This is a genomic window from Pseudomonas serboccidentalis (genome assembly GCF_028830055.1).
GTDB classification, from domain to species: domain Bacteria; phylum Pseudomonadota; class Gammaproteobacteria; order Pseudomonadales; family Pseudomonadaceae; genus Aquipseudomonas; species Aquipseudomonas serboccidentalis.
On record NZ_CP101655.1, the window covers coordinates 3,098,599 to 3,120,302 of the forward strand.

At 61.3% G+C, this 21,704-nt stretch carries 18 protein-coding genes; 9 read left to right on the plus strand and 9 right to left on the minus strand.

Annotation, left to right across the window (positions count from 1 at the left end; translation table 11 throughout):
- Positions 1-56: 56 nt before the first annotated feature.
- From phaZ to NN484_RS14280, 8 genes are all read right to left on the minus strand, one after another.
- Positions 57-911: a poly(3-hydroxyalkanoate) depolymerase gene (gene phaZ, locus NN484_RS14245; protein ID WP_127648622.1), complete on the minus strand. Its 855-nt coding sequence runs from the start codon at positions 909-911 to the stop codon at positions 57-59.
- Between the two features lie 220 nt (positions 912-1,131).
- A complete protein-coding gene (gene phaC / locus NN484_RS14250) occupies positions 1,132-2,811 on the minus strand; it encodes a class II poly(R)-hydroxyalkanoic acid synthase (RefSeq protein ID WP_274657366.1) in 1,680 nt (559 codons plus the stop codon).
- A gap of 259 nt (positions 2,812-3,070) precedes the next feature.
- Positions 3,071-3,448, minus strand: coding sequence for a gamma-butyrobetaine hydroxylase family protein (locus tag NN484_RS14255; RefSeq protein WP_127648624.1), 378 nt, complete (start codon positions 3,446-3,448; stop codon positions 3,071-3,073).
- 125 nt (positions 3,449-3,573) lie between these two features.
- Positions 3,574-4,911, minus strand: a complete 1,338-nt coding sequence (hslU, locus tag NN484_RS14260) for an ATP-dependent protease ATPase subunit HslU (protein WP_215501246.1) — start codon at positions 4,909-4,911, stop codon at positions 3,574-3,576.
- 48 nt (positions 4,912-4,959) lie between these two features.
- Complete coding sequence (gene hslV, locus NN484_RS14265; protein WP_003220875.1) at positions 4,960-5,496, minus strand: ATP-dependent protease subunit HslV; 537 nt, start codon at positions 5,494-5,496, stop codon at positions 4,960-4,962.
- A gap of 220 nt (positions 5,497-5,716) precedes the next feature.
- Positions 5,717-6,430, minus strand: coding sequence for an SPOR domain-containing protein (locus NN484_RS14270; RefSeq protein WP_215501247.1), 714 nt, complete (start codon positions 6,428-6,430; stop codon positions 5,717-5,719).
- Position 6,431: 1 nt separating this feature from the next.
- Entirely contained in the window at positions 6,432-8,168 is a 1,737-nt protein-coding gene (argS, locus tag NN484_RS14275; protein ID WP_127648627.1) for an arginine--tRNA ligase, read from the minus strand.
- A gap of 214 nt (positions 8,169-8,382) precedes the next feature.
- On the minus strand, positions 8,383-10,602 hold the full coding sequence (locus tag NN484_RS14280) for a primosomal protein N' (protein ID WP_215501248.1): 2,220 nt from the start codon (positions 10,600-10,602) through the stop codon (positions 8,383-8,385).
- 290 nt (positions 10,603-10,892) lie between these two features.
- On the opposite strand from NN484_RS14280, the gene rpmE reads away from it, so the two are divergent.
- The 3 genes from rpmE (at position 10,893) to NN484_RS14295 (ending at position 13,384) form a co-directional block, all read left to right on the plus strand.
- Positions 10,893-11,108: a 50S ribosomal protein L31 gene (rpmE, locus tag NN484_RS14285; protein ID WP_127648629.1), complete on the plus strand. Its 216-nt coding sequence runs from the start codon at positions 10,893-10,895 to the stop codon at positions 11,106-11,108.
- A 41-nt stretch (positions 11,109-11,149) separates the two neighbouring features.
- Positions 11,150-11,932: a thermonuclease family protein gene (locus NN484_RS14290; protein WP_274657367.1), complete on the plus strand. Its 783-nt coding sequence runs from the start codon at positions 11,150-11,152 to the stop codon at positions 11,930-11,932.
- A 183-nt stretch (positions 11,933-12,115) separates the two neighbouring features.
- Positions 12,116-13,384, plus strand: a complete 1,269-nt coding sequence (locus NN484_RS14295) for a malic enzyme-like NAD(P)-binding protein (protein ID WP_127648631.1) — start codon at positions 12,116-12,118, stop codon at positions 13,382-13,384.
- Between the two features lie 222 nt (positions 13,385-13,606).
- Here NN484_RS14295 and NN484_RS14300 read toward each other — a convergent pair whose 3' ends face one another.
- Positions 13,607-16,051, minus strand: coding sequence for a penicillin-binding protein 1A (locus tag NN484_RS14300; RefSeq protein WP_425518810.1), 2,445 nt, complete (start codon positions 16,049-16,051; stop codon positions 13,607-13,609).
- Positions 16,052-16,270: 219 nt separating this feature from the next.
- On the opposite strand from NN484_RS14300, the gene NN484_RS14305 reads away from it, so the two are divergent.
- The 6 genes from NN484_RS14305 to aroK are packed head-to-tail and all read left to right on the plus strand — an operon-like array spanning position 16,271 to position 21,657.
- A complete protein-coding gene (locus NN484_RS14305; RefSeq protein WP_127648633.1) occupies positions 16,271-17,335 on the plus strand; it encodes a pilus assembly protein PilM in 1,065 nt (354 codons plus the stop codon).
- On the plus strand, positions 17,335-17,901 hold the full coding sequence (locus NN484_RS14310) for a PilN domain-containing protein (RefSeq protein ID WP_215501251.1): 567 nt from the start codon (positions 17,335-17,337) through the stop codon (positions 17,899-17,901). The genes NN484_RS14305 and NN484_RS14310 overlap by 1 nt, the downstream gene beginning before the upstream one ends.
- The gene (pilO, locus tag NN484_RS14315) at positions 17,898-18,521 is read left to right on the plus strand and encodes a type 4a pilus biogenesis protein PilO (RefSeq protein WP_215501252.1); all 624 of its coding nucleotides are present in this window, start codon (positions 17,898-17,900) and stop codon (positions 18,519-18,521) included. Before NN484_RS14310 ends, pilO begins: the two co-directional genes overlap by 4 nt.
- The gene (locus NN484_RS14320) at positions 18,518-19,045 is read left to right on the plus strand and encodes a pilus assembly protein PilP (protein ID WP_215501253.1); all 528 of its coding nucleotides are present in this window, start codon (positions 18,518-18,520) and stop codon (positions 19,043-19,045) included. The genes pilO and NN484_RS14320 overlap by 4 nt, the downstream gene beginning before the upstream one ends.
- A 13-nt stretch (positions 19,046-19,058) precedes the next feature.
- Positions 19,059-21,134 carry a type IV pilus secretin PilQ gene (locus NN484_RS14325; protein WP_127648637.1) on the plus strand — a complete coding sequence of 692 codons (2,076 nt, stop codon included), beginning with the start codon at positions 19,059-19,061 and terminating at the stop codon, positions 21,132-21,134.
- Between the two features lie 4 nt (positions 21,135-21,138).
- Entirely contained in the window at positions 21,139-21,657 is a 519-nt protein-coding gene (gene aroK, locus NN484_RS14330; RefSeq protein WP_024011270.1) for a shikimate kinase AroK, read from the plus strand.
- Positions 21,658-21,704: the final 47 nt, after the last annotated feature.

The window sequence follows — 21,704 nt, forward strand, 5'->3', positions numbered from 1 at the left end:
GCGGCGTCCTGCCGCGCACTTTGTATCAAGCCCTGCATAAAACCTGCCGCTGCGGTTTATCCGCCCAAAGGTGTCGGGTGCGGGTGCATCACGGCGCGCTGCCGCTCCTCCTCCAGGAATTTCATGATGATCGGCGCCACGGCTTCGGCGCGGGTAATCAGGAACAAGTGGCCATCGTCGATGATGTGCAGCTGGGCGTTGGGAATCCGCCAGGCGAGCATGCGCATGTTGATCAACGGGATCAGCGGATCGTCGTCGCCGGCCAGCACCAGGGTCGGCTGATGGATCTTGTGCAGCCAGTGAATGCTGGTCCAGCCCAGCCCGGCGAACAGTTGCCAGTAGTAACCGAGCTTGCCCGCCGAACGCACCTTGGCCGCATGGCTGGCGGCCAGCGTCGGGTCACGGCGGAACGAGCCGCCATAGATCAGCGGCGCGATCCGGATCACGTGCGATGGCTGGATGTAGCGCCGGGGACTGGCCATCATCCACAGCACTTTCGGCTTGCCCGGCACCATGAAGGCACCGGCCGCGGTCGCTGCCAGCACCAGTTTCTTGCAGCGTTCGGGGTAGTCGTGGGCGAACTGCTGCGCCAGCGCCCCGCCCCAGGACACGCCAATCACGTTGACCTGACCGTAGTCGAGGTAATCGAGCATTCGTGCGGTCAGCTTCGCCAGTCCGGGAAAGCGATACGGCCGGCGCGGCGTCGACGAACCGCCGACACCGGGCACGTCGAAGGCGATCACTTCCAGATCCGGGTCCAGCGCCGCGACGAACGGAAACACCAGCTCCAGGTTGGCGCCGATGCCGTTGAATATCAGCAAGGGCGTCAAGTGAGGCTTGCCGGGGCGTACCGCGGTGCGGAGGGTTTGCCCATCCAGATCGACGGTACGGAAAATGAACGGTTGCGGCATGCTTCAGGCCCTGTGGATTTTAAGTACCCCCAATCTCCTGTGGGAATGAGCCATGTGGCGAGGGGGCTTGCCCCCGTTCGGCTGCGAAGCAGTCGTGAATCGAGTAATCGCGATGTGTCTGATAAACCGCGGTTACAGGTTTCGGGGCCGCTTCGCAGCCCAACGGGGGCAAGCCCCCTCGCCACAGGCCCGCTCCTACAGTGAGAGCGGGTGGTGTCAGTTACCGCTCATGTACATAAGTGCCCGGCGATGCTTCACCTGGCGCATACGCCTTGTTGCCCAGTTTGGTCGGCGCCTTTTTCAGATTGCCCGAGCGTTCGGCCTGCCACGTCTGCCAGTGCAGCCACCAGGAGTCGGTGTGCTTGGTGGAGTTCTCTTGCCACTCATCGGCATTGGCGGCCATGCCTTCGCTGGTCATGTAACGCGATTTCGGGTTGCCCGGCGGATTCAGAATGCTCTGGATATGCCCGCTGCTCGACAGCACGAACTCGACCTTGCCGCCAAACAGCTGCGCCGACTTGTAGCAGGACTTCCACGGGGTGATGTGGTCGTTGGTGCCGGCGAGCGAATAGATGTCGGCAGTGACCTGCTTGAGGTCGATCGGCGTGCCGCACACTTCCAGTGCATTGGGGCGGATCAGTGGGTTGTTTTTGAACATCTCGATCAGGTCGCCGTGGAACGCCGCCGGCAACCGGGTGGTGTCGTTGTTCCAGAACAGGATGTCGAACACCGGCGGTTCGTTGCCGAGCAGGTAGTTGTTGACCCAGTAGTTCCAGATCAGATCGTTCGGACGCATCCACGCGAAGATCTTGGCCATGTCCTTGCCTTCGAGCACGCCGGCCTGATACGAGTGGCGCTTGGCGGTCTCCAGGGTCTGCTCGTCGACGAACAGGGCGACGTCGCTGTCCAGGGTGGTGTCGAGCACGCTGACCAGCAGGGTCAAGGCGTTGACCTTCTTCTCGCCGAGGGCGGCGTAGTGGCCGAGCAGGGCGGTGCAGGTGATGCCGCCGGAGCAGGCGCCCAGCATGTTCACGTCTTTGCTGCCGGTGATCGCCGTGACCACGTCGACCGCTTCCTTGAGCGCATCGATGTAGGTCGACAGGCCCCACTCGCGCTGGGCCTTGGTCGGGTTGCGCCAGCTGACGATGAAGGTCTGCACATTATTGCGCAGGCAGAAGCGCGCCAGGCTCTTGTCCGGGCTCAGATCGAATACGTAGAACTTGTTGATCTGCGGTGGCACCACGAGCAGTGGACGCTCGTGAACTTGCTCGGTGATCGGCTTGTACTGGATCAGCTCCAGCACGTCGTTGCGAAACACCACCGCGCCTTCGGTCACGCCCAGGCTCTTGCCGACCTCGAACGCGCCCATGTTGACCTGGCTCGGCATGCCGCCGTTGTGCACCAGATCCTTGGCCAGATGCGAGAGACCGTCGAGCAGGCTTTTGCCGCCGGTCTCGAAGAAGCGTTTAACTGCTGCGGGGTTGGCCGCCGTGTTGGTCGGGGCCATGGCTTCGGTCATCAGGTTGATCACGAAGTGGCCGCGCGCGATGTCTTTGGGTGACAGGCTGCTGTCGTCGATCCAGGAATGGAGCTCCTTGCGCCACGCCAGGTAGGTTTGCAGATAACGTTTGTAGAGCGGGTTCTGGCTCCAGGCCGGATCGGCGAAGCGACGGTCATCGCTGGCCGGTTGCAGTTCGGATTTGCCGAACAGCACGTTCTTCAGTTCGAGGCCGAAATGGGTCACGTGCCTGACGCTATGGATCGGTTGTTTGATGGCCTGGGTCAGCACCATACGAGCAGAGGCCAGCAGATCCTTTCCGCGCAGCCCAACGACGGGATTAAGCCCCAGGGTGTTTTCCGAGGCTTGGTACTTCAGGTCATCGTTATTCTTGTTACTCATCTACGACGCTCCATTGTCCTGAGACGAGTACCCGGTTTTCTGCTGTGCAGTTCCACAGCCAGATGCCAGGTACTACTGCTCGGGTGACCGTTAATTCTGCATAGCTGCTTTACAGTTCATAGAGCACTGCAGGGAACTTGCCAGCTCCATTGGTTACCCGAGTTTAATTTTTTTCGCAAGCAGCCGATCCTCGGCCACACAGCAGAGCATTCAAACAGATGAATTTAGAAAATGCCCTCTAAAGAGCAAGAGTCTCGGACTAGAGCATCAGCTTGACGATCGATTCGTCCGGATCGCGGGTTTTCCCGGCCGCCTTGAGCTCGGCCAGATAATCGGCCCAGAGTGCGTCATAACGTCGCCCCAGCTCGTAGAGGTAATCCCAGGTGAACAGGCCGCTGTCGTGACCGTCGTCGAAGGTCAGTTTCAGTGCGTACTGACCGGCCGGTTCCAGGCCGCTGAGGCCGACATTGAGCTTGCCGAATTGCAGGATCGGTTTGCCGTGGCCCTGGACCTCGGCGGAGGGGGAATGCACGCGCAGGAATTCTGCGGGCAGGGTGTACTCCTCGCCGGACGCGTATTTGAGCGTCAGGGTTTTCGAGGCTTTGTGCAGTTTGATGTCGGTGGGAATATTGGTCATTACAGGTCATCCGACTAGATGGAACACCTCTGTAGGAGCTGCCGAAGGCTGCGATCTTTTGATCTTGTCTTTTAAATCAAAATCAAAAGATCGCAGCCTTCGGCAGCTCCTACAGAGAAGGTGACCTACAGGATATAACGGGACAGGTCCTCGTTCTGCGCCAATTCGCCCAAGTGGCTGTTGACGTACTCGGCGTCGATCAGGATCGGCTTGTCGTCATGGGCGCTGGCGAGGTCGCCGGCACTGAACGACACTTCTTCCAGCAGCCGCTCAAGCAGCGTGTGCAGGCGGCGGGCACCGATGTTCTCGGTCTTCTCGTTGACCTGCCAGGCGATCTCGGCCAGACGCTTGATGCCTTCCGGCTGGAACTGGATGTTCAGGCCTTCGGTTTTCAGCAGCGCGCAGTATTGCTCGGTGAGCGAAGCGTGCGGCTCGCTGAGGATGCGTTCGAAGTCTTCCGGGCTCAGCGCCTTGAGTTCGACACGGATCGGCAGACGACCCTGCAGCTCAGGCACCAGGTCGCTCGGCTTGCTCAGGTGGAACGCACCGGACGCGATGAACAGGATGTGGTCGGTCTTGACCATGCCCAGCTTGGTGTTGACGGTGCAGCCTTCGATCAGCGGCAGCAGGTCGCGCTGCACGCCTTCACGGGACACATCGGCGCCGCCGACATTGCCGCGCTTGGCGACCTTGTCGATCTCGTCGATGAACACGATACCGTGCTGCTCGACCGCTTCCAGCGCCTTGGCTTTCAGCTCTTCTTCGTTGACCAGACGCCCGGCCTCTTCGTCGCGCACCAGCTTCAGCGCTTCCTTGACCTTGAGCTTGCGGGCCTTTTTCTTGCCCTTGCCCATGTTAGCGAACAGGTTCTGCAACTGGCTGGTCATCTCTTCCATGCCTGGCGGCGTGGCGATCTCGATGCCGGACACTTCGGCAACTTCGATCTCGATTTCCTTGTCGTCCAGCTGACCTTCGCGCAGGCGCTTGCGGAACAGCTGGCGGGTGTTGGAATCGGTGCTCGGGGTTTCTTCATTGCTGAAGCCCATGCGCGCCGGCGGCAGCAACGCGTCGAGGATGCGGTCCTCGGCGGCGTCTTCGGCACGGTGACGCACGCGGGTCATTTCCTGCTCGCGGAGCATCTTGATCGCGGCGTCGGCCAGATCACGGATGATCGATTCGACGTCACGGCCAACGTAGCCGACTTCGGTGAACTTGGTCGCTTCGACCTTGATGAACGGCGCGTTGGCCAGTTTCGCCAGACGACGGGCGATCTCGGTTTTACCGACACCGGTCGGGCCGATCATCAGGATGTTCTTCGGGGTCACTTCAACACGCAGCTCTTCAGGCAGCTGCATGCGGCGCCAGCGGTTGCGCAAGGCAATCGCGACGGCGCGCTTGGCATCGTCCTGGCCGATGATATGGCGGTTGAGTTCGTGGACGATTTCGCGGGGAGTCATGGACATAATAATTGACGGTCCTCAAGCAGAAACAAGCCGTGGCGCAAGGCCGACTCAGGCTTCTTCAGCGAGATCCTGCTCCTCAATGGTCTGAGTGTGGTTGGTGAATACACAGATGTCGGCAGCGATGCCGAGGGCGGTTTCGACGATCTCACGGGCCGACAGGTCAGTCTTTTTCAGCAGCGCGCTGGCCGCAGCCTGCGCGTAACCGCCACCGGAACCCATGGCGATCAGGCCGTTTTCCGGTTCGACCACGTCACCGTTGCCGGTGATGATCAGGGAAGCGTCCTTGTTGGCGACCGCGAGCATGGCTTCGAGGCGGCTCAGGGAACGGTCGGTGCGCCATTCTTTGGCGAGTTCGACAGCGGCGCGGATCAGGTGGCCCTGATGTTTCTCGAGCTGGCCTTCGAAACGTTCGAACAGGGTGAAGGCGTCGGCGGTGGCACCGGCGAAACCGGCGATGACCTGACCGTGGTACAGGCGGCGAACTTTCTTCGCGTTGCCTTTCATGACGGTGTTGCCGAGAGAAACCTGGCCGTCGCCGCCCATGACGACTTTGCCGTGGCGGCGGACTGAAACGATGGTGGTCAAGGGAAGAGTCTCCACGCAGCGGGGCGAAAATGCCTTATGCCCATTCATATGGGGGTGCTGGAGAGGATTTCAACCATAGCGCGGGAGAGGGGACGAGCGGTGATCAACTGTAGGGGCTGCCGCAGGCTGCGATCTTTTGATCTTGCTCTTGAAACAAAATCAAAAGATCGCAGCCTGCGGCAGCCCCTACAGGGGATTGGTGTTGCCTGCGGGCGCTAAATCAGCGGCTCTGGCGTTGTTGTAACAACAGATTGCTGAAGCCGCTGCCCGCCAGTTGTTTCTGCGCGGTGGTCAGTTGTTCGCGGTTACTGAAAGGACCGACCAATACGCGGTACCAGGTTTCATCCTTGACCGTGCCCGACTCAACCGAAACGGCCTGACCGAGCAGAATGATCTGCGCCCGCACCTTGTCCGCATCCGCCTCTTTGCGGAACGAACCGGCCTGGAGGAAGAACTTGGTCACTGGCGCTGCCTTGCTCACCGGAGGCGCTGGCGGCGGGGTGATCCCGGCCAGAGCCGCCTGAGCGCGCGCGGTGTCGATCTTCGCCGCTTCCGCCGGGGTTACCGGAGTGGTCGGGATGTTCGGCACTTGCGGCGTCGGCAGGGTTTTCTCCGGCACGGCGTCCGGTGGCACGATCACTTCCGATTCCGGCAGCAGGGTGTAGAAGTCGTACTTCGGCTTCACCGGTTGCGTCGGGCTCGGCGGGGTCTTGTTGGCCTCGGCGATCTTGGCTTTCTGCTGTTGCGCTTGCTCGACTTTCTCGCGCTTGACCGTGTCGCTGCCCTTGCCCGGCTCCAGTTTCATCAGGAACACGATGAATGCACCGACCGTCAGGCCGATGGCCATCCACAGCCAACCCGGGATCGGTTGCTTTGCAGGAGCTTGGTAACGGCTGGCGCCACGCTTGGGTGCAGGTTTTTTCTTGGCAGCCAACTTACATGCGCTCCAGAGTTTCCAGGCCCAACAGTTCCAGGCCTTGCTTGAGAGTACGACCGGTCAGCGCGGCCAGACGCAGACGGCTCTGCATCTGGGCCGGCGTTTCGGCGGCGAGGATCGGGCAGTTCTCGTAGAAGCTGGAGAACAGACCGGCGACGTCATACAGATAGGTGCAGAGGATGTGCGGGGTGCCTTTTTCGGCGACGTTGTTCAGCACTTCGCCGAACTGCGCCAGCTTCGCTGCCAGCTCTTGCTCGTGCGCCGCTTCAAGGACGATCTGGCCATCGACTTCGCTGAAGTCCTTGCCCAGTTTGCGGAACACACCGGCGACACGGGTGTAGGCGTACAGCAGGTACGGCGCGGTGTTGCCTTCGAAGTTGAGCATCAGGTCGAAGTTGAAGCTGTAGTCGCTGGTGCGGTGCTTGGACAGGTCGGCGTATTTCACCGCACCGATGCCGACGACCTTGGCGATGTTGCGCAGTTCGTCTTCGGCAAGCTCCGGGTTCTTCTCTTTGACCAGGTTGTAGGCGCGTTCCTGGGCTTCGGTCAGCAGGTCGATCAGCTTCACGGTGCCGCCGTCACGGGTCTTGAACGGACGGCCGTCGGCGCCGTTCATGGTGCCGAAGCCCATGTGCTCCATCTCCATCGGATGGGTCACGAAACCGGCTTTGCGCGCCACGGCGAACACTTGCTGGAAGTGCAGGGCCTGACGTTGGTCGACGAAGTACAGCGCGCGATCGGCTTTCAGTTTGCCGCTGCGGTAGCGCACGGCCGCCAGGTCAGTGGTGGCGTACAGGTAGCCGCCGTCAGCCTTGACGATGATCACCGGCAGCGGATCGCCGTCGGCATTCTTGAACTCGTCGAGGAACACGCACTGGGCGCCGTTGCTTTCGACCAGCATGCCGGCGGCTTTCAGGTCGTTGACCACGTTGATCAGGTCGTCGTTGTAGGCGCTTTCGCCCATCACGTCGGCCATGGTCAGTTTGACGTTGAGCAGTTCGTAGATCTTCTGGCAGTGCGACAGCGAGATGTCCTTGAACCGGGTCCACAGCGCCAGGCACTCGGCGTCGCCGGCCTGCAGCTTGACCACCAGGCCACGAGCGCGGTCGGCGAACTCTGCGGATTCGTCGAAACGCTGCTTGGCGGCGCGGTAGAAGTTTTCCAGATCGGACAGCTCGTCGCTGGTGATCGGGTTTTCCTGCAGGTACGCCATCAACATGCCGAACTGGGTACCCCAGTCGCCGACGTGGTTCTGACGGATCACTTCGTCGCCGAGGAACTCAAGTACGCGCGCCACGCCGTCGCCGATGATGGTCGAGCGCAAGTGGCCGACGTGCATCTCTTTGGCCAGGTTCGGCGCCGACAGGTCGACCACGGTGCGCTGCGCCGGGCCGGCCTTGCGTACGCCAACGTGAGCATCGGCCAGCGCGGCGTCGAGGCGCGAGGCCAGGGCCTGGGTGTTCTGGAAGAAATTGATAAAGCCTGGGCCGGCGATTTCGGCCTTGGTGACATTTTCGTCAGCCGGCAGCGCGGCGATGATTTTCTCCGCCAGATCACGCGGCTTCATGCCTGCAGGCTTGGCCAGCATCATGGCGATGTTGCTGGCGAAGTCGCCGTGGGTCTTGTCACGGGCGTTCTCCACCTGAATCGCCGGCGACAGGCCTTCAGGCAACACACCTTCGTTGACGAGTTGGGTGAGGGCTTGTTGGATCAGCTGGCGAATGGTGTCTTTCATGGTCTTCTCTTTCGACCGCAAGCGCGGCGGCGCATCGATGCGCGGGTGGAAAAACTGGGCATTATCCGTTGCGAAGACGGGCTTGCCAACCTTAGCAGGCAGGATGTGGATATGTGGTGACATTAAAAGCAAAAGATCGCAGCCTTCGGCAGCTCCTACAGTAAAACGCGAAGAATTCTGTAGGCGCTGCCGAAGGCTGCGATCTTTTGATCTGCTAATACAAATCGACCGGATCCACATCCAGCGACCAGCGCACCGCGCGTCCGCTCGGCATTTGTTCCAGCTCAAGCAACCAACTGGCGAGCAACCGATGCAGCGGTGCCCGCGCCGCCGCCTGCACCAATAACTGTGCACGATAGCGTCCGGCGCGGCGTTCCATTGGTGCTGGCACCGGCCCGAGCAACTCGATGCCGGTCAGATTCTGCTCGGCGAGCAAACGTTCGGCCGCGCTGCACGCTTCATCGAGAAAGCCTTCGGCCTGCCCCGGCTTGTGCGCTTCGGCGCGCAACAATGCCAGATGTGAGAACGGCGGCAGCCCCGCGGCGCGGCGCTCGCTCAAGGCTTGCTCGGCAAAGGCGAAATAACCCTGCTCGGTCAACTGCACCAATAAAGGATGGTCGGCCAGGTGCGTCTGGATGATCACCTTGCCCGGCTCTTCGGCCCGGCCGGCGCGTCCGGCGACCTGCACAATCAATTGCGCCATGCGCTCGCTGGCGCGGAAGTCGCCGGAGAACAGTCCGCCGTCGGCATCCAGAATCGACACCAGCGTGACCCGGGGGAAGTGGTGCCCCTTCGCCAACATCTGAGTGCCGACCAGAATGCATGGCTGGCCCTTCTGAATCGTCGCGAACAACTGATTCATCGCGTCCTTGCGCGAAGTGCTGTCACGATCGACGCGCAGCACCGGGTAGTCCGGGAACAGAATCGCCAGCCGCTCCTCGGCGCGCTCGGTACCGGCACCCACCGGTCGCAGGTCGACCTTGTTGCACTTGGGGCACTGACGCGGGACGCGTTCGACGTAGCCACAGTGGTGGCAGCGCAGCTCGCCATAACGCTGGTGCACGGTCATCCGCGCATCGCAGCGCGAGCACTCGGACATCCAGCCGCAATCGTGGCACAGCAGGGTCGGCGCAAAGCCGCGACGGTTGAGGAACACCAGCACCTGCTGGCCGGCCGCAAGGGTCTGGCCGATGGCTTGCTGCATCGGCCCGGAAATGCCGCTGTCCAGCGGACGGCTTTTCACATCCAGACGCAGGAAGCGTGGTTGTTTGGCGCCGCCGGCCCGCTCGTTGAGGCGCAACAGGCCATAACGGCCGGTGTAAGCGTTGTGCAGGCTTTCCAGCGAGGGTGTGGCGGAGCCGAGGACGATCGGGATGTTTTCCTGGCGGGCACGTACCAACGCCAGATCGCGGGCGTGGTAGCGCAGGCCTTCCTGCTGTTTATAGGAGCCGTCGTGCTCTTCGTCGATGATGATCAGCCCCGGGTTCTTCATCGGGGTGAACAGCGCCGAGCGGGTGCCGATAATAATGTCGGCTTCGCCGTCACGGGCGGCGAGCCAGGCGTCGAGGCGCTCGCGGTCGTTGACCGCCGAATGCAGCAGGGCGATGCGCGCATTGAAACGCTGCTCGAAACGCGCCAGGGTCTGCGGGCCGAGGTTGATCTCGGGGATCAGCACCAGCGCCTGTTTGCCGGCTTCGAGGGTTTCGCGGATCAGTTGCAAATAGACTTCGGTCTTGCCGCTGCCGGTCACCCCGGCCAGCAGAAACGCGTGATAACTGTCGAAGCCGGCGCGGATCGCTTCGTAAGCGGCGCGTTGTTCGGTGTTCAGCGGCAGTTCCGGTTGCGCCAGCCAGTGTTCATGGCGCACGCCCGGGGCGTGCCGGCGGATTTCCACCTGTACCAGCCCCTTGGCCAGCAGCAGGTCGAGACTGTCCTTGCTCAGCATCAGCTTGCTCAACAACTGATGGGCGACGCCGTGCGGGTGCTGCGCCAGCGTCGCCAGCGCTTCACGTTGCCGTGGGGCGCGGGCGATGCGCGGATCATCGAGGCTGGCGCCGGGCGCTACCGACCAGAATCGCTCCTGGCGAGCCTCGGCCAGTTCGCCCTGACGCAGCAGTACCGGCAGTGCCCAGCTCAACGTGTCGCCAAGGCTGTGCTGATAGTACTGCGATGTCCACAGGCACAGCTTGAACAGCGCTGGCGGCAGCGGCGGCTCGGCATCGAGCAGGGCCAGCGCCGGTTTGAGCTTTTCCAGCGGCACTTCGCTGGTGTCCGTGACCTCGACCAGGATCCCGATCATCTCCCGCCGACCGAACGGCACACGCAGGCGCATCCCCGGCTGCAACTGGGTGCGCAGCACGCCGGCCGGCGCTCGATAGTCGAACAGGCGGCGCAAGGGCGAAGGCAGGGCGAGGCGCAGAATGGCGTCGGGCACGCGGGGGGATCTCGATCAACAGACGATAAAAAGGGCTAGGCACATAACCTTGTAGGAGTGAGCCTGCTCGCGATAGCGGTGTATCAGACGACAAAAATGTCGAATGACAGACCGCTATCGCGAGCAGGCTCACTCCTACAGGGAATCGCGTATTGGGCCGGGAGCCTAGCAGACGGTCGGTCTCAGGGACAGCTTGCGCGATTGACATTGTCTGGTAGAATCCGCGGCCTAATTACGTGCGGTATTCAACAATAGTGTTGGGTGGCGGCACGCTAGCTGAGGAAGACATCATGAAAGCTGATATCCACCCGAATTACCCAGTAGTTGCTGTTACCTGCAGCTGCGGCAACAAGTTCGAAACCCGTTCGACCTTCGGCAAAGCCCTGGCGATCGACGTTTGCAACGAGTGCCACCCGTTCTACACCGGTAAGCAGAAGACTCTGGACACCGGTGGTCGCGTTCAGAAGTTCGCCGACCGTTTCGGTGCTTTCGGCAAAAAGGCCTAAGGTCGATCATTCTGGAAAATCTCGACGGTTTCTCCAGGCTGATGAAAAAGGCGTCCCTTGTGGGCGCCTTTTTTGTGTCCGCGATTTGGCTGGCCGGTGCCCAGGCGTACTGCCCGACACCTGCCGGCCTGACCAGCGTCAGTGTCCAGCGTGTGGTCGACGGCGACACCCTGCGCCTGAGTGACGGGCGCAGTGTGCGCATGATCGGCCTCAACACGCCGGAACTGGGCAAGCAGGGCCGCAGCGACGAGCCATTCGCCGTGGCGGCGCGCAAACGCCTTGAAGCTCTGGTGGCGGACAGCGGCGGCCGGGTCGGTTTACAGCTCGGCCAGCAAGCGAAAGACCATTACGGTCGCACCCTCGCGCATGTCTACAGTGCCAGCGGCGTCAGTCTTGAAGCGCAAATGCTCGCCGACGGTCTTGGTTTTCAGGTCGCGGTGGCGCCGAACGTCGATCTTGTTGCCTGTCAGCAGGCTGCCGAACGCAGTGCCAGGCAGGCCGGTCGAGGTCTGTGGCGCCAGTCGCCTGTACTGAAAGCAGAGCAGATCACTGATTCGGGTTTCGCCGTGGTCAGTGGACGTGTGAGCAAGGTTCAGCGCAATCGTGGCGGAATCTGGATCGAGTTGCAGGGCTTGCTTGTATTGCGCGTTGCGCCCAATCTTGTCGGACAATTTGACAGTGCCCGATTGCAGGCGCTGAAGGGCAAGCAAATCGAGGCTCGCGGGTGGATCGTCGATCGCTCGCGACGTGGCGGCCTGAAACCGGGTCAACCGCGTTGGTTACTACCACTGACCGATCCATCGATGCTGCAAAGCGCTCGCTGATTAAAAATTGTAGACATTTTTTCTATCGATTGTGAACAGTCCAGCCCTTGTGCGCCGTGGCTCTTGGCCCAAAGTCGTAGGACAGGGCGCTTGACAGGGGTGACTGCTCAGTCTTGTGGGGACTTTGCGAGGCGCGTATCCTCGCTGACCAGTCTGTCCAACAGTAAAAAGCGGAATGCCAAAATGTCTGATCTGAAAACTGCCGCTCTCGAATATCATGCCAATCCTCGTCCAGGGAAGCTGAGTGTCGAGCTCACCAAGGCCACTGCTACCGCCCGCGACCTGTCGCTGGCCTACAGCCCCGGCGTAGCTGAACCAGTGCGTGAGATCGCCCGCGATCCTGAACTGGCCTACAAATACACCGGCAAGGGCAACCTGGTTGCAGTCATTTCCGATGGCACCGCGATTCTGGGTCTGGGTAACCTCGGCCCATTGGCTTCCAAGCCAGTGATGGAAGGTAAGGGCGTGCTGTTCAAGCGCTTCGCCGGCATCGACGTGTTCGACATCGAAGTCGATTCCGAAAGCCCGCAAGCCTTCATCGACACCGTAAAACGCATCTCCATCACTTTCGGTGGCATCAACCTGGAAGACATCAAGGCACCTGAGTGCTTTGAGATCGAGCGCGCTCTGATCGAACAGTGCGACATCCCGGTATTCCACGATGACCAGCACGGCACCGCGATCGTGACCGCTGCCGGCATGATCAACGCCCTGGAAATCGCCGGCAAAACCCTGCCGGAAGCCAAGATCGTCTGCCTCGGCGCTGGCGCAGCGGCCATCTCCTGCATGAAGTTGCTGGTGAGCATGGGCGCGAAGATCGAAAACATCTTCATGGTTGACCGTACCGGCGTGATCCACTCCGGCCGTGACGACCTGAACCAGTACAAAGCCGTGTTCGCTCACACCACCGACAAGCGCAGCCTGGCTGACGCCCTGAAAGGCGCAGACGTGTTCGTCGGTCTGTCCGGCCCGAACCTGCTGAGCGCTGAAGGCCTGCTGTCGATGGCGGCCAATCCGATCGTCTTCGCCTGCTCGAACCCGGATCCGGAAATCTCCCCGGAACTGGCGCACGCCACTCGCAACGACGTGATCATGGCCACCGGTCGTTCCGACTACCCGAACCAGGTCAACAACGTACTGGGCTTCCCGTTCATCTTCCGTGGTGCCCTGGACGTTCGCGCCAAGCGCATCAACGAAGAAATGAAAGTGGCCGCTGCCAACGCCCTGCGTGAACTGGCCAAGCTGCCGGTACCACAGGACGTATGCGATGCCTACGGTGGTGCCCCGCTGGCGTTCGGTCGTGAGTACATCATTCCGAAGCCAATGGACAAGCGCCTGATCACCCTGATCTCCGACGCTGTGGCCAAAGCCGCGATCGAGACCGGTGTGGCCACCCTGCCGTATCCGAAGAACTACCCGCTGAAAAGCGTGGATGACGTGTTCAACGGCTAAGCCGTTGTAGCGCTTCAACCGAAAGCCCCGGCTCGTGAGAGTCGGGGCTTTTTGTTGGGCAGATCAAAAGATCGTCCGAACGCGGCCCGAACCTGCGGCAGCTCCTACAGGGGGGGGCCAAATGTAGGAGCTGCCGCAGGCTGCGATCTTTTGATCTTGATCTTCAGGCAATAAAAAGCCCCGCACTTCTCTCGAAGGCGGGGCTTTTGGTGGTCGCTGCGATCAGAACAGATCGATCGGCGCCTGCTCGTCCGCCGGCAGCGGGCTGCCCGGTACGGCGCCGTTACCCAACTCGTTGACCGACGGCGGTGTGTCTTCAGCCTTGAACAGCTCGAAGTAGGCGCCAGGCGTGCTCGGCGTCGCCGCGCGACCGCTGGCCGGATCCACTCGCAGGCTGAGGATGCCTTCCGGCTCAGGCTGCACATGTGGCGGCTTGTCCTTCAGCGCGGCCGACATGTAATTCATCCAGATCGGTAGCGCCACAGTGCCACCGAATTCGCGACGACCAAGGCTTTCCGGCTGGTCGAAACCGGTCCATACGGTGGTCACGTAATCGGCGTTGTAGCCGGAGAACCACGCATCCTTCGATTCGTTGGTGGTACCGGTCTTGCCCGCGATGTCGCTGCGACCCATGGCCAGTGCGCGGCGGCCGGTGCCGAGCTTGATCACGTCCTGCAGCATGCTGTTGAGGATGTACGTGGTGCGGCCATCGACAATCCGCTCGGCCACGGCCGGTGCTTGTGGCGCGGCAGCAGCGCCCGGGGCTTCGCCCGGTACCGGCGCGGCGTTGACGGTGATCGACTGAGGTGCCGGCGCTGCGATGCCATCGGTGGCCGAGCCACCCTGTGGCACGGTCGGCGGGTTGGCGACGAACAGCGTGTCGCCGTTACGGCTTTCGATCTTGTCGATGATGTACGGGGTGATCTTGTAGCCGCCGTTGGCGAAGGTGCTCCAGCCGGTGGCGATTTCCATCGGGGTCAGGGTCGCGGTGCCCAGCGCCAGCGACAGGTTCGGCGGCAGATCCTGCTTGTTGAAGCCGAAGCGGGTGATGTAGTCGATGGTCTTGCCCACACCCATCGCCTGCAGCAGGCGGATCGACACCAGGTTACGCGACTTGTACAGCGCCTCGCGCAGACGGATCGGGCCAAGGAAGGTGTTGGTGTCGTTCTTCGGCCGCCAGACTTTGTCCAGGTACTCGTCGACGAACACGATCGGCGCGTCGTTGACCAGGGTCGCGGCAGTGTAACCACTGTCCAGCGCGGCGCTGTAGACGAACGGCTTGAAGCTCGAACCCGGCTGGCGCTTGGCCTGCAGGGCGCGGTTGTAGTTGCTCTGCTCGAAAGCGAAACCACCGACCAGCGAGCGGATCGCGCCATTCTGTGGATCCAGCGACACCAGCGCGCCTTGCGCCTGCGGGATCTGGCTGAACTTCAGCGAATTGTCCTTCTGACGCTGGACGCGAATCAGGTCGCCGACCTGAGCCACATCCGACGGCTGACGCGGTGCGGCGCCCATGCTGTTGGTATTGAGGAAAGGGCGCGCCCATTTCATGGTGTCCCAGGCGACGTGTTCTTCGCCGGTACGGGTCAGCACCTGCAAGCCGTTCTTGTCGACCTGAGTGACGATGGCCGGCTCCAGGCTGCTGATGGTGCGCTGCTTGGTCAGTTCGCTGGCCCAGGCCTCATGGGTCTTGCCTGGCAGGCGCGACTCTGGGCCACGGTAGCCGTGACGCTGGTCGTAGGTCATCAAGCCTTCGTGCAGGGCAGTATTGGCCATCTCCTGCAGGTTGCTCGGCACCGTGGTGGTGACGCGGAAACCTTCGGTATAAGCGTCGCTGCCGTAGCGGCCGACCATTTCGGCGCGGGCCATTTCAGCAATGTACGGTGCGTTCACTTCCGGGGTCGGCACGTGATAGCTGGCGTTCAGCGGCTCGTTGATCGCAGCGGTGTAGTCGGCCTCGGAAATCTTGCCGAGCTTGTACATGCGCCCAAGGATCCAGTCACGACGTTCCTTGCTGCGCGCCGGGTTGGCCAGCGGGTTGAAGCGCGATGGTGCCTTCGGCAGGCCGGCGATCATCGCCATCTGCGCCAGGCTGATGTCGCGGATCGACTTGCCGTAATACACCTGCGCCGCCGCTTCGATGCCGTAGGCGCGGTTACCCAGATAAATCTTGTTCACGTACAGCTCGAGGATCTCGTCCTTGGTCAGCTGCCGTTCGATCTGCAGGGCCAGGAGGATTTCGGTGGTTTTACGCGAGAAGCTGCGTTCGCTGGTCAGGAAGAAGTTCTTCGCCACCTGCATGGTGATGGTGCTGCCGCCAGACTGAATGTGCCCGCTTTTGACCAGTTGGGTCGCCGCACGCATCAGGCTGCTCGGATCGACGCCGTAGTGGTTGGCGAAATTGTCGTCTTCAGCACTTAGTAACGCATTAATGAAATTGGGGGGAATGTCGGCGAAACGGATCGGAGTACGGCGCATTTCGCCAAATTCTGCGATCAACTTGTTGTCGCTGCTGTAGACCCGCAGCGGAATCTGCAACTGAATGCTTCTCAGCGCCTCCACAGACGGCAAACCCGGACTAAGGTAAAGAAACGCGCCGCTGAGACCTAAAAGCAGTCCGCAGAAAACGGCGACGATGGACCAACCGAAAAATTTCAGCAGACGAATCAAGGCTTTTGGACATCCAGGGCAAAGAATGAATGTGGCGACAGGGTTCCGGTAACACACAGAACAACCTGGGCCGGCAGTAAAAAGCGGAAAAAAACGCTGGGCATTATAAGCACTTTTCTGCTGAGGGCGTCATTTGCGCTTCTGTCAAGACGGGGTGAAGGAACGCAATGCGTATTACAGAGTCCGTAACTCACGGAAAGTCATAGGGAATTGGTAGTGCTGGGACTCTTCAAGAAAAAGACCAATACGTTACTGGGGATCGACATCAGCTCCACTTCGGTGAAGCTGCTGGAGCTGAGCCGACAGGGCGACCGCTACCGGGTCGAGGCCTACGCGGTGGAACCGCTGCCGCCCAACGCCGTGGTCGAGAAGAACATCGCCGAGCTCGAAGGTGTGGGCCACGCCTTGTCCCGGGTACTGGTCAAGGCGCGCACCGGGCTCAAGAGCGTGGCGGTGGCGGTGGCCGGTTCTGCAGTGATCACCAAGGTCATCGAGATGGACGCCGGGCTGACCGACGATGAGCTGGAAAACCAGTTGAAGATCGAAGCCGACCAATACATTCCCTATCCGCTGGACGAAGTCGCCATCGACTTCGAAGTCCAGGGCGTTTCGCCGCGCAATCCGGAGCGGGTCAATGTGCTGCTGGCCGCCTGTCGCAAGGAGAACGTCGAAGTTCGCGAGGCGGCGCTGGCGCTGGCCGGGCTGACCGCGCGGGTGGTCGACGTCGAGGCCTACGCGCTGGAGCGCTCGTTCGGTCTGCTCGCCACCCAACTGGCGGCCTCGCAGGAGCGCCTGACTGTAGCGGTGATGGACATCGGCGCAACGATGACCACCCTCAGCGTCCTGCACAACGGCCGCATCATCTATACCCGCGAGCAACTGTTCGGTGGCCGGCAACTGACCGAAGAGATCCAGCGCCGTTATGGCCTGACCGTCGAGCAGGCCGGGCTGGCGAAAAAGCAGGGCGGTCTGCCTGACGACTATGTCAGCGAAGTCTTGCAGCCGTTCCGGGATGCGCTGGTGCAGCAGGTGTCGCGCTCATTGCAGTTCTTCTTTGCCTCCGGGCAGTACAACGCGGTCGATCACATCCTTTTGGCCGGTGGCACGGCGTCGGTGCCGGGACTTGATCGCCTGATCGAGCAACGTCTGGGCACCCCGACTCAGGTCGCCAACCCGTTTGCCGACATGGCCTTGAGCAGCAAGGTCAACGCCGGGGCCCTGGCCAGTGACGCGCCGGCCCTGATGATTGCCTGTGGGCTCGCGCTCAGGAGTTTCGACTGATGGCGCGGATCAACCTTCTCCCCTGGCGTGAGGAGCGCCGCGAAGAACGGCGCAAACGCTTCCTGCTGATCCTGATCGGGGTCTTCGTCGGCTCGGTGGGCGCGGTGTTCATCGCCGATCAGATCATCAGCACTGCCATTGAGCGGCAGGCAGCGCGCAACGCCTACATCGGCAGGCAGATAGCCGTGGTCGACGAACGGATCAAGCAGATCAGCGAACTCAAGGCGCGGCGCCAGCAATTGGTCGAGCGCATGCGCATCATCCAGGACTTGCAGGGTAACCGGCAGATCAGCGGGCGGATATTCGATCAGTTGGCGCGCACGCTGCCGGACGGCGTGTATTTCACCAGCGTGAAACTGGTGGGCAGGACGCTGACCATCAGTGGCGCGGCGGAGTCCAACAATCGGGTTTCGGAGCTGATGCGCAATCTGGATGCCTCGGACTGGTTTGACGCGCCGAGCCTCAACGAGGTGAAGGCGACGACCGCCGGTCAGGTGGATCAGGCCAACGTCTTTCAGTTGACCGTCCGTCAGACTCAGCCAGCAACCGTGGAGGGCGAAAAATGAAACCGTCCGAATGGTTGCAGGGCTTGCGCAACATCGACTTCAACGATCTGGACACCAGCAACATCGGTTCCTGGCCGGCCGCGGTGAAAACCATGGCAGGGGCGTTGCTGGCGGTGCTGGTGTTGGCACTTGGCTACAACTTTTTCATCAGCGACATGGAAAACCAGCTTGAAGCCAAGCGTCAGGAAGAAGACACCTTGAAGGAACAATTCGCCAGCAAGGCGCACATGGCCGCCAACCTGGAGCTGTACACCCAGCAGATGAAGGAAATGGAAAACTCCTTCGGTGTACTCCTGCGGCAATTGCCCAGCGACACTGAAGTGCCGGGGTTACTGGAAGACATCACACGCACCGGATTGGGCAGCGGCCTTGAATTCGAAGAGATCAAGCTGCTGCCGGAAGTGACCCAGCCGTTCTACATCGAATTGCCGATCCAGATCACCGTCACCGGGGCCTATCACGACCTCGCGACTTTCGTCAGTGGCGTCGCCGGGTTGCCACGGATCGTCACCTTGCACGACTTCGAGCTGGCACCGGCCAACCCGGACGGCGGGACGAAGCTGCGCATGAGCATCCTCGCCAAGACTTACCGCTATAACGACAAGGGGCTGCAAAAATGACCCCGATGCGTTATTTCGCCCTGTCGATGGTGTTGCTGGGGCTGAGCGGATGCGGCAGCAGTGATGAGTTCAGCGACCTCGACGCCTACCTGAACGAAGTGCGTCTGCGGCCGGCGGGCCGGATCGAGCCGACGCCGACTTTCCACTCCTACCCCACGTTCACCTACAGCGCAGCCAACCTGCGCAGCCCGTTCTCGCGCCAGGTACGGGTCGATCTGGCCGGTCAGCAGCGCGGCGCGCGCAACGTCAAACCCGACCCCAACCGGGTCAAGCAATACCTCGAAGGTTTCAACATCGAGCAGTTTGAAATGGTCGGCACGATCTCCAATGCCTCTGGCTCCTTTGCCCTGCTGCGCGGGGCGGGCGGGGTGCATCGGTTGAAAGTCGGCGACTACCTGGGGCGCAACGACGGTCGCATCGTCGCCATCAGCGCCACGCAGGTCGATGTGGTCGAGATCGTGCCCGACGGCGAAGGCGCCTGGCTGGAGCGTCCGCGCACCATTCCTTTGAAAGAGCACTCATAGTGGAAGTCGAACAATGAACAGGATTTTTTCCACCCTCGGTTTTTCGCTATGGATAGCGCTGCTGTCACCGATGGTTCTGGCGGCCAGCCTGAAGACGCTGGATGTCGCGGCGTTACCCGGTGACCGGGTCGAATTGAAGTTATCGTTCGACGGCCAGCCCCCACAGCCCAAGGGCTACACCACCGAATCACCGGCGCGAATCGCGCTGGATCTGCCGGGTGTCACCAACCAGTTGACGAGCAAGACCCGCGATCTGGGCAGCGGCAACGCACGCAGCGCCACGGTGGTCGAGGCCAATGATCGTACGCGCCTGATCATCAACCTGACGCAGCTGACGCCCTATACCTTCCGGGTCGAGGGCAACAATCTGTTCGTGGTAGTCGGGCAGGGCGCCAAAGCGGCTGCGCCACGTCCGGCCACTGCGGTTGTGCCACGCCCGGCTGCGGCGCCGGCGAAGGTTTACGCATCCACCGCCAAGGCCATTCGTGGCGTCGACTTCCAGCGCGGCACTGCCGGGGAGGGCAACGTAGTCATTGACCTGTCGGACCCGACCATCGCCCCGGACATCCAGGAACATGACGGCAAGATCATCCTCAGTTTTGCCCGAACCCAGTTGCCGGACCGGCTGCGGGTGCGCCTCGACGTCAAGGATTTCGCCACTCCGGTGCAGTTCGTCAACAGTGCTGCGACTGGCGATCGCGCGATCATCACCGTCGAGCCCAGCGGCACGTTCGACTACTCGACCTACCAGACCGACAACAAACTGACCGTCAGCATTCGCCCGATGACGGTCGATGACCTGCAAAAACGCAATGCCGAGCGCCAGGCCTACAGCGGCGAAAAGCTTTCGCTGAACTTTCAGGACATCGACGTGCGCTCGGTGCTGCAACTGATCGCCGACTTCACCAACCTCAATCTGGTGGCCAGCGACACGGTGCAGGGCGGGATCACCTTGCGCCTGCAAAACGTGCCGTGGGATCAGGCACTGGATCTGGTTCTGAAAACCAAGGGGCTGGATAAACGCAAGATCGGCAACGTGTTGCTGGTGGCGCCGGCTGACGAAATCGCCGCTCGCGAACGCCAGGAACTGGAGTCGCAGAAGCAGATCGCCGAACTGGCGCCGCTGCGTCGAGAGTTGCTGCAGGTTAACTACGCCAAGGCCGCGGACATCGCCAAGCTGTTCCAGTCGGTCACCAGTGCCGAAGCGAAAATCGATGAGCGCGGCTCGATCACCGTTGATGAGCGGACCAACAACATCATTGCCTATCAGACCCAGGATCGCCTCGACGAACTGCGACGGATCGTGGCGCAACTGGATATCCCGGTGCGTCAGGTGATGATCGAAGCGCGCATCGTCGAGGCCAACGTCGATTACGACAAGAGCCTGGGCGTGCGCTGGGGCGGTTCGATCCAGAACAAGGGCAACTGGAACACGTCCGGGGTCAGTAACGGCACCTCGACCACCATCGGCACGCCGGGCAGTACCAGCACCAACTCGCCGTTCGTCGACATGGGCACGGTCGGTAACACCTCGGGGATCGGTATCGCCTTCATCACCGACAACGTGCTGCTCGATCTTGAGCTGACAGCGATGGAAAAAACCGGCAACGGTGAAATCGTCTCCCAGCCGAAAGTGGTCACCTCCGACAAGGAGACTGCAAAGATCCTCAAGGGCACCGAGATTCCGTATCAGGAAGCCAGCTCCAGCGGCGCGACTTCGGTGTCGTTCAAAGAGGCTTCGCTGTCGCTGGAAGTGACGCCGCAGATCACCCCCGACAACCGCATCATCATGGAGGTCAAGGTCACCAAGGATGAGCCGGACTACCTGAACAAGGTGCAGGATGTACCGCCGATCAAGAAGAACGAGGTCAACGCCAAGGTGCTGGTGAACGACGGCGAAACCATCGTGATTGGGGGCGTTTTCTCAAATACTCAAAGCAAGGTCGTAGATAAGGTGCCATTTCTTGGCGATGTGCCGTATCTTGGCCGCCTTTTCCGGCGTGATGTGGTTTCGGAGAAAAAATCCGAGCTGCTGGTATTTCTCACTCCGCGTATCATGAATAACCAGGCGATTGCTGTGAGTCGTTGATTCTGTGCGAAATTTGATTCTTGTAGGACCGATGGGCGCTGGAAAAAGCACCATCGGCCGGTTGCTGGCCAAAGAGCTGCGCCTGCCGTTCAAAGATTCCGACAAGGAAATTGAACTGCGCACGGGCGCCAATATCCCGTGGATCTTCGACAAGGAAGGCGAGCCCGGCTTTCGTGACCGTGAGCAGGCGATGATCGCCGAGCTGTGCGCGTTCGACGGCGTGGTACTGGCGACCGGCGGCGGCGCGGTGATGCGCGATGCCAACCGCAAGGCCCTGCACGAGGGCGGACGGGTGGTGTATCTGCACGCCTCCGTCGAGCAGCAGGTCGGGCGTACGTCGCGCGATCGCAACCGTCCGTTGTTGCGCACCGCGGATCCGGCGAAAACCCTGCGTGACTTGCTGGAGATCCGCGATCCGCTCTATCGGGAGATCGCCGATCTGGTGGTGGAAACCGACGAACGGCCACCGCGCATGGTGGTGCTCGACATTCTTGACCGTCTGGCACAGCTTCCACCCCGTTAAAGCGCCGCCCGAAATGCGCTATCCTCGGCGTCCTGTCACAGTCGTCG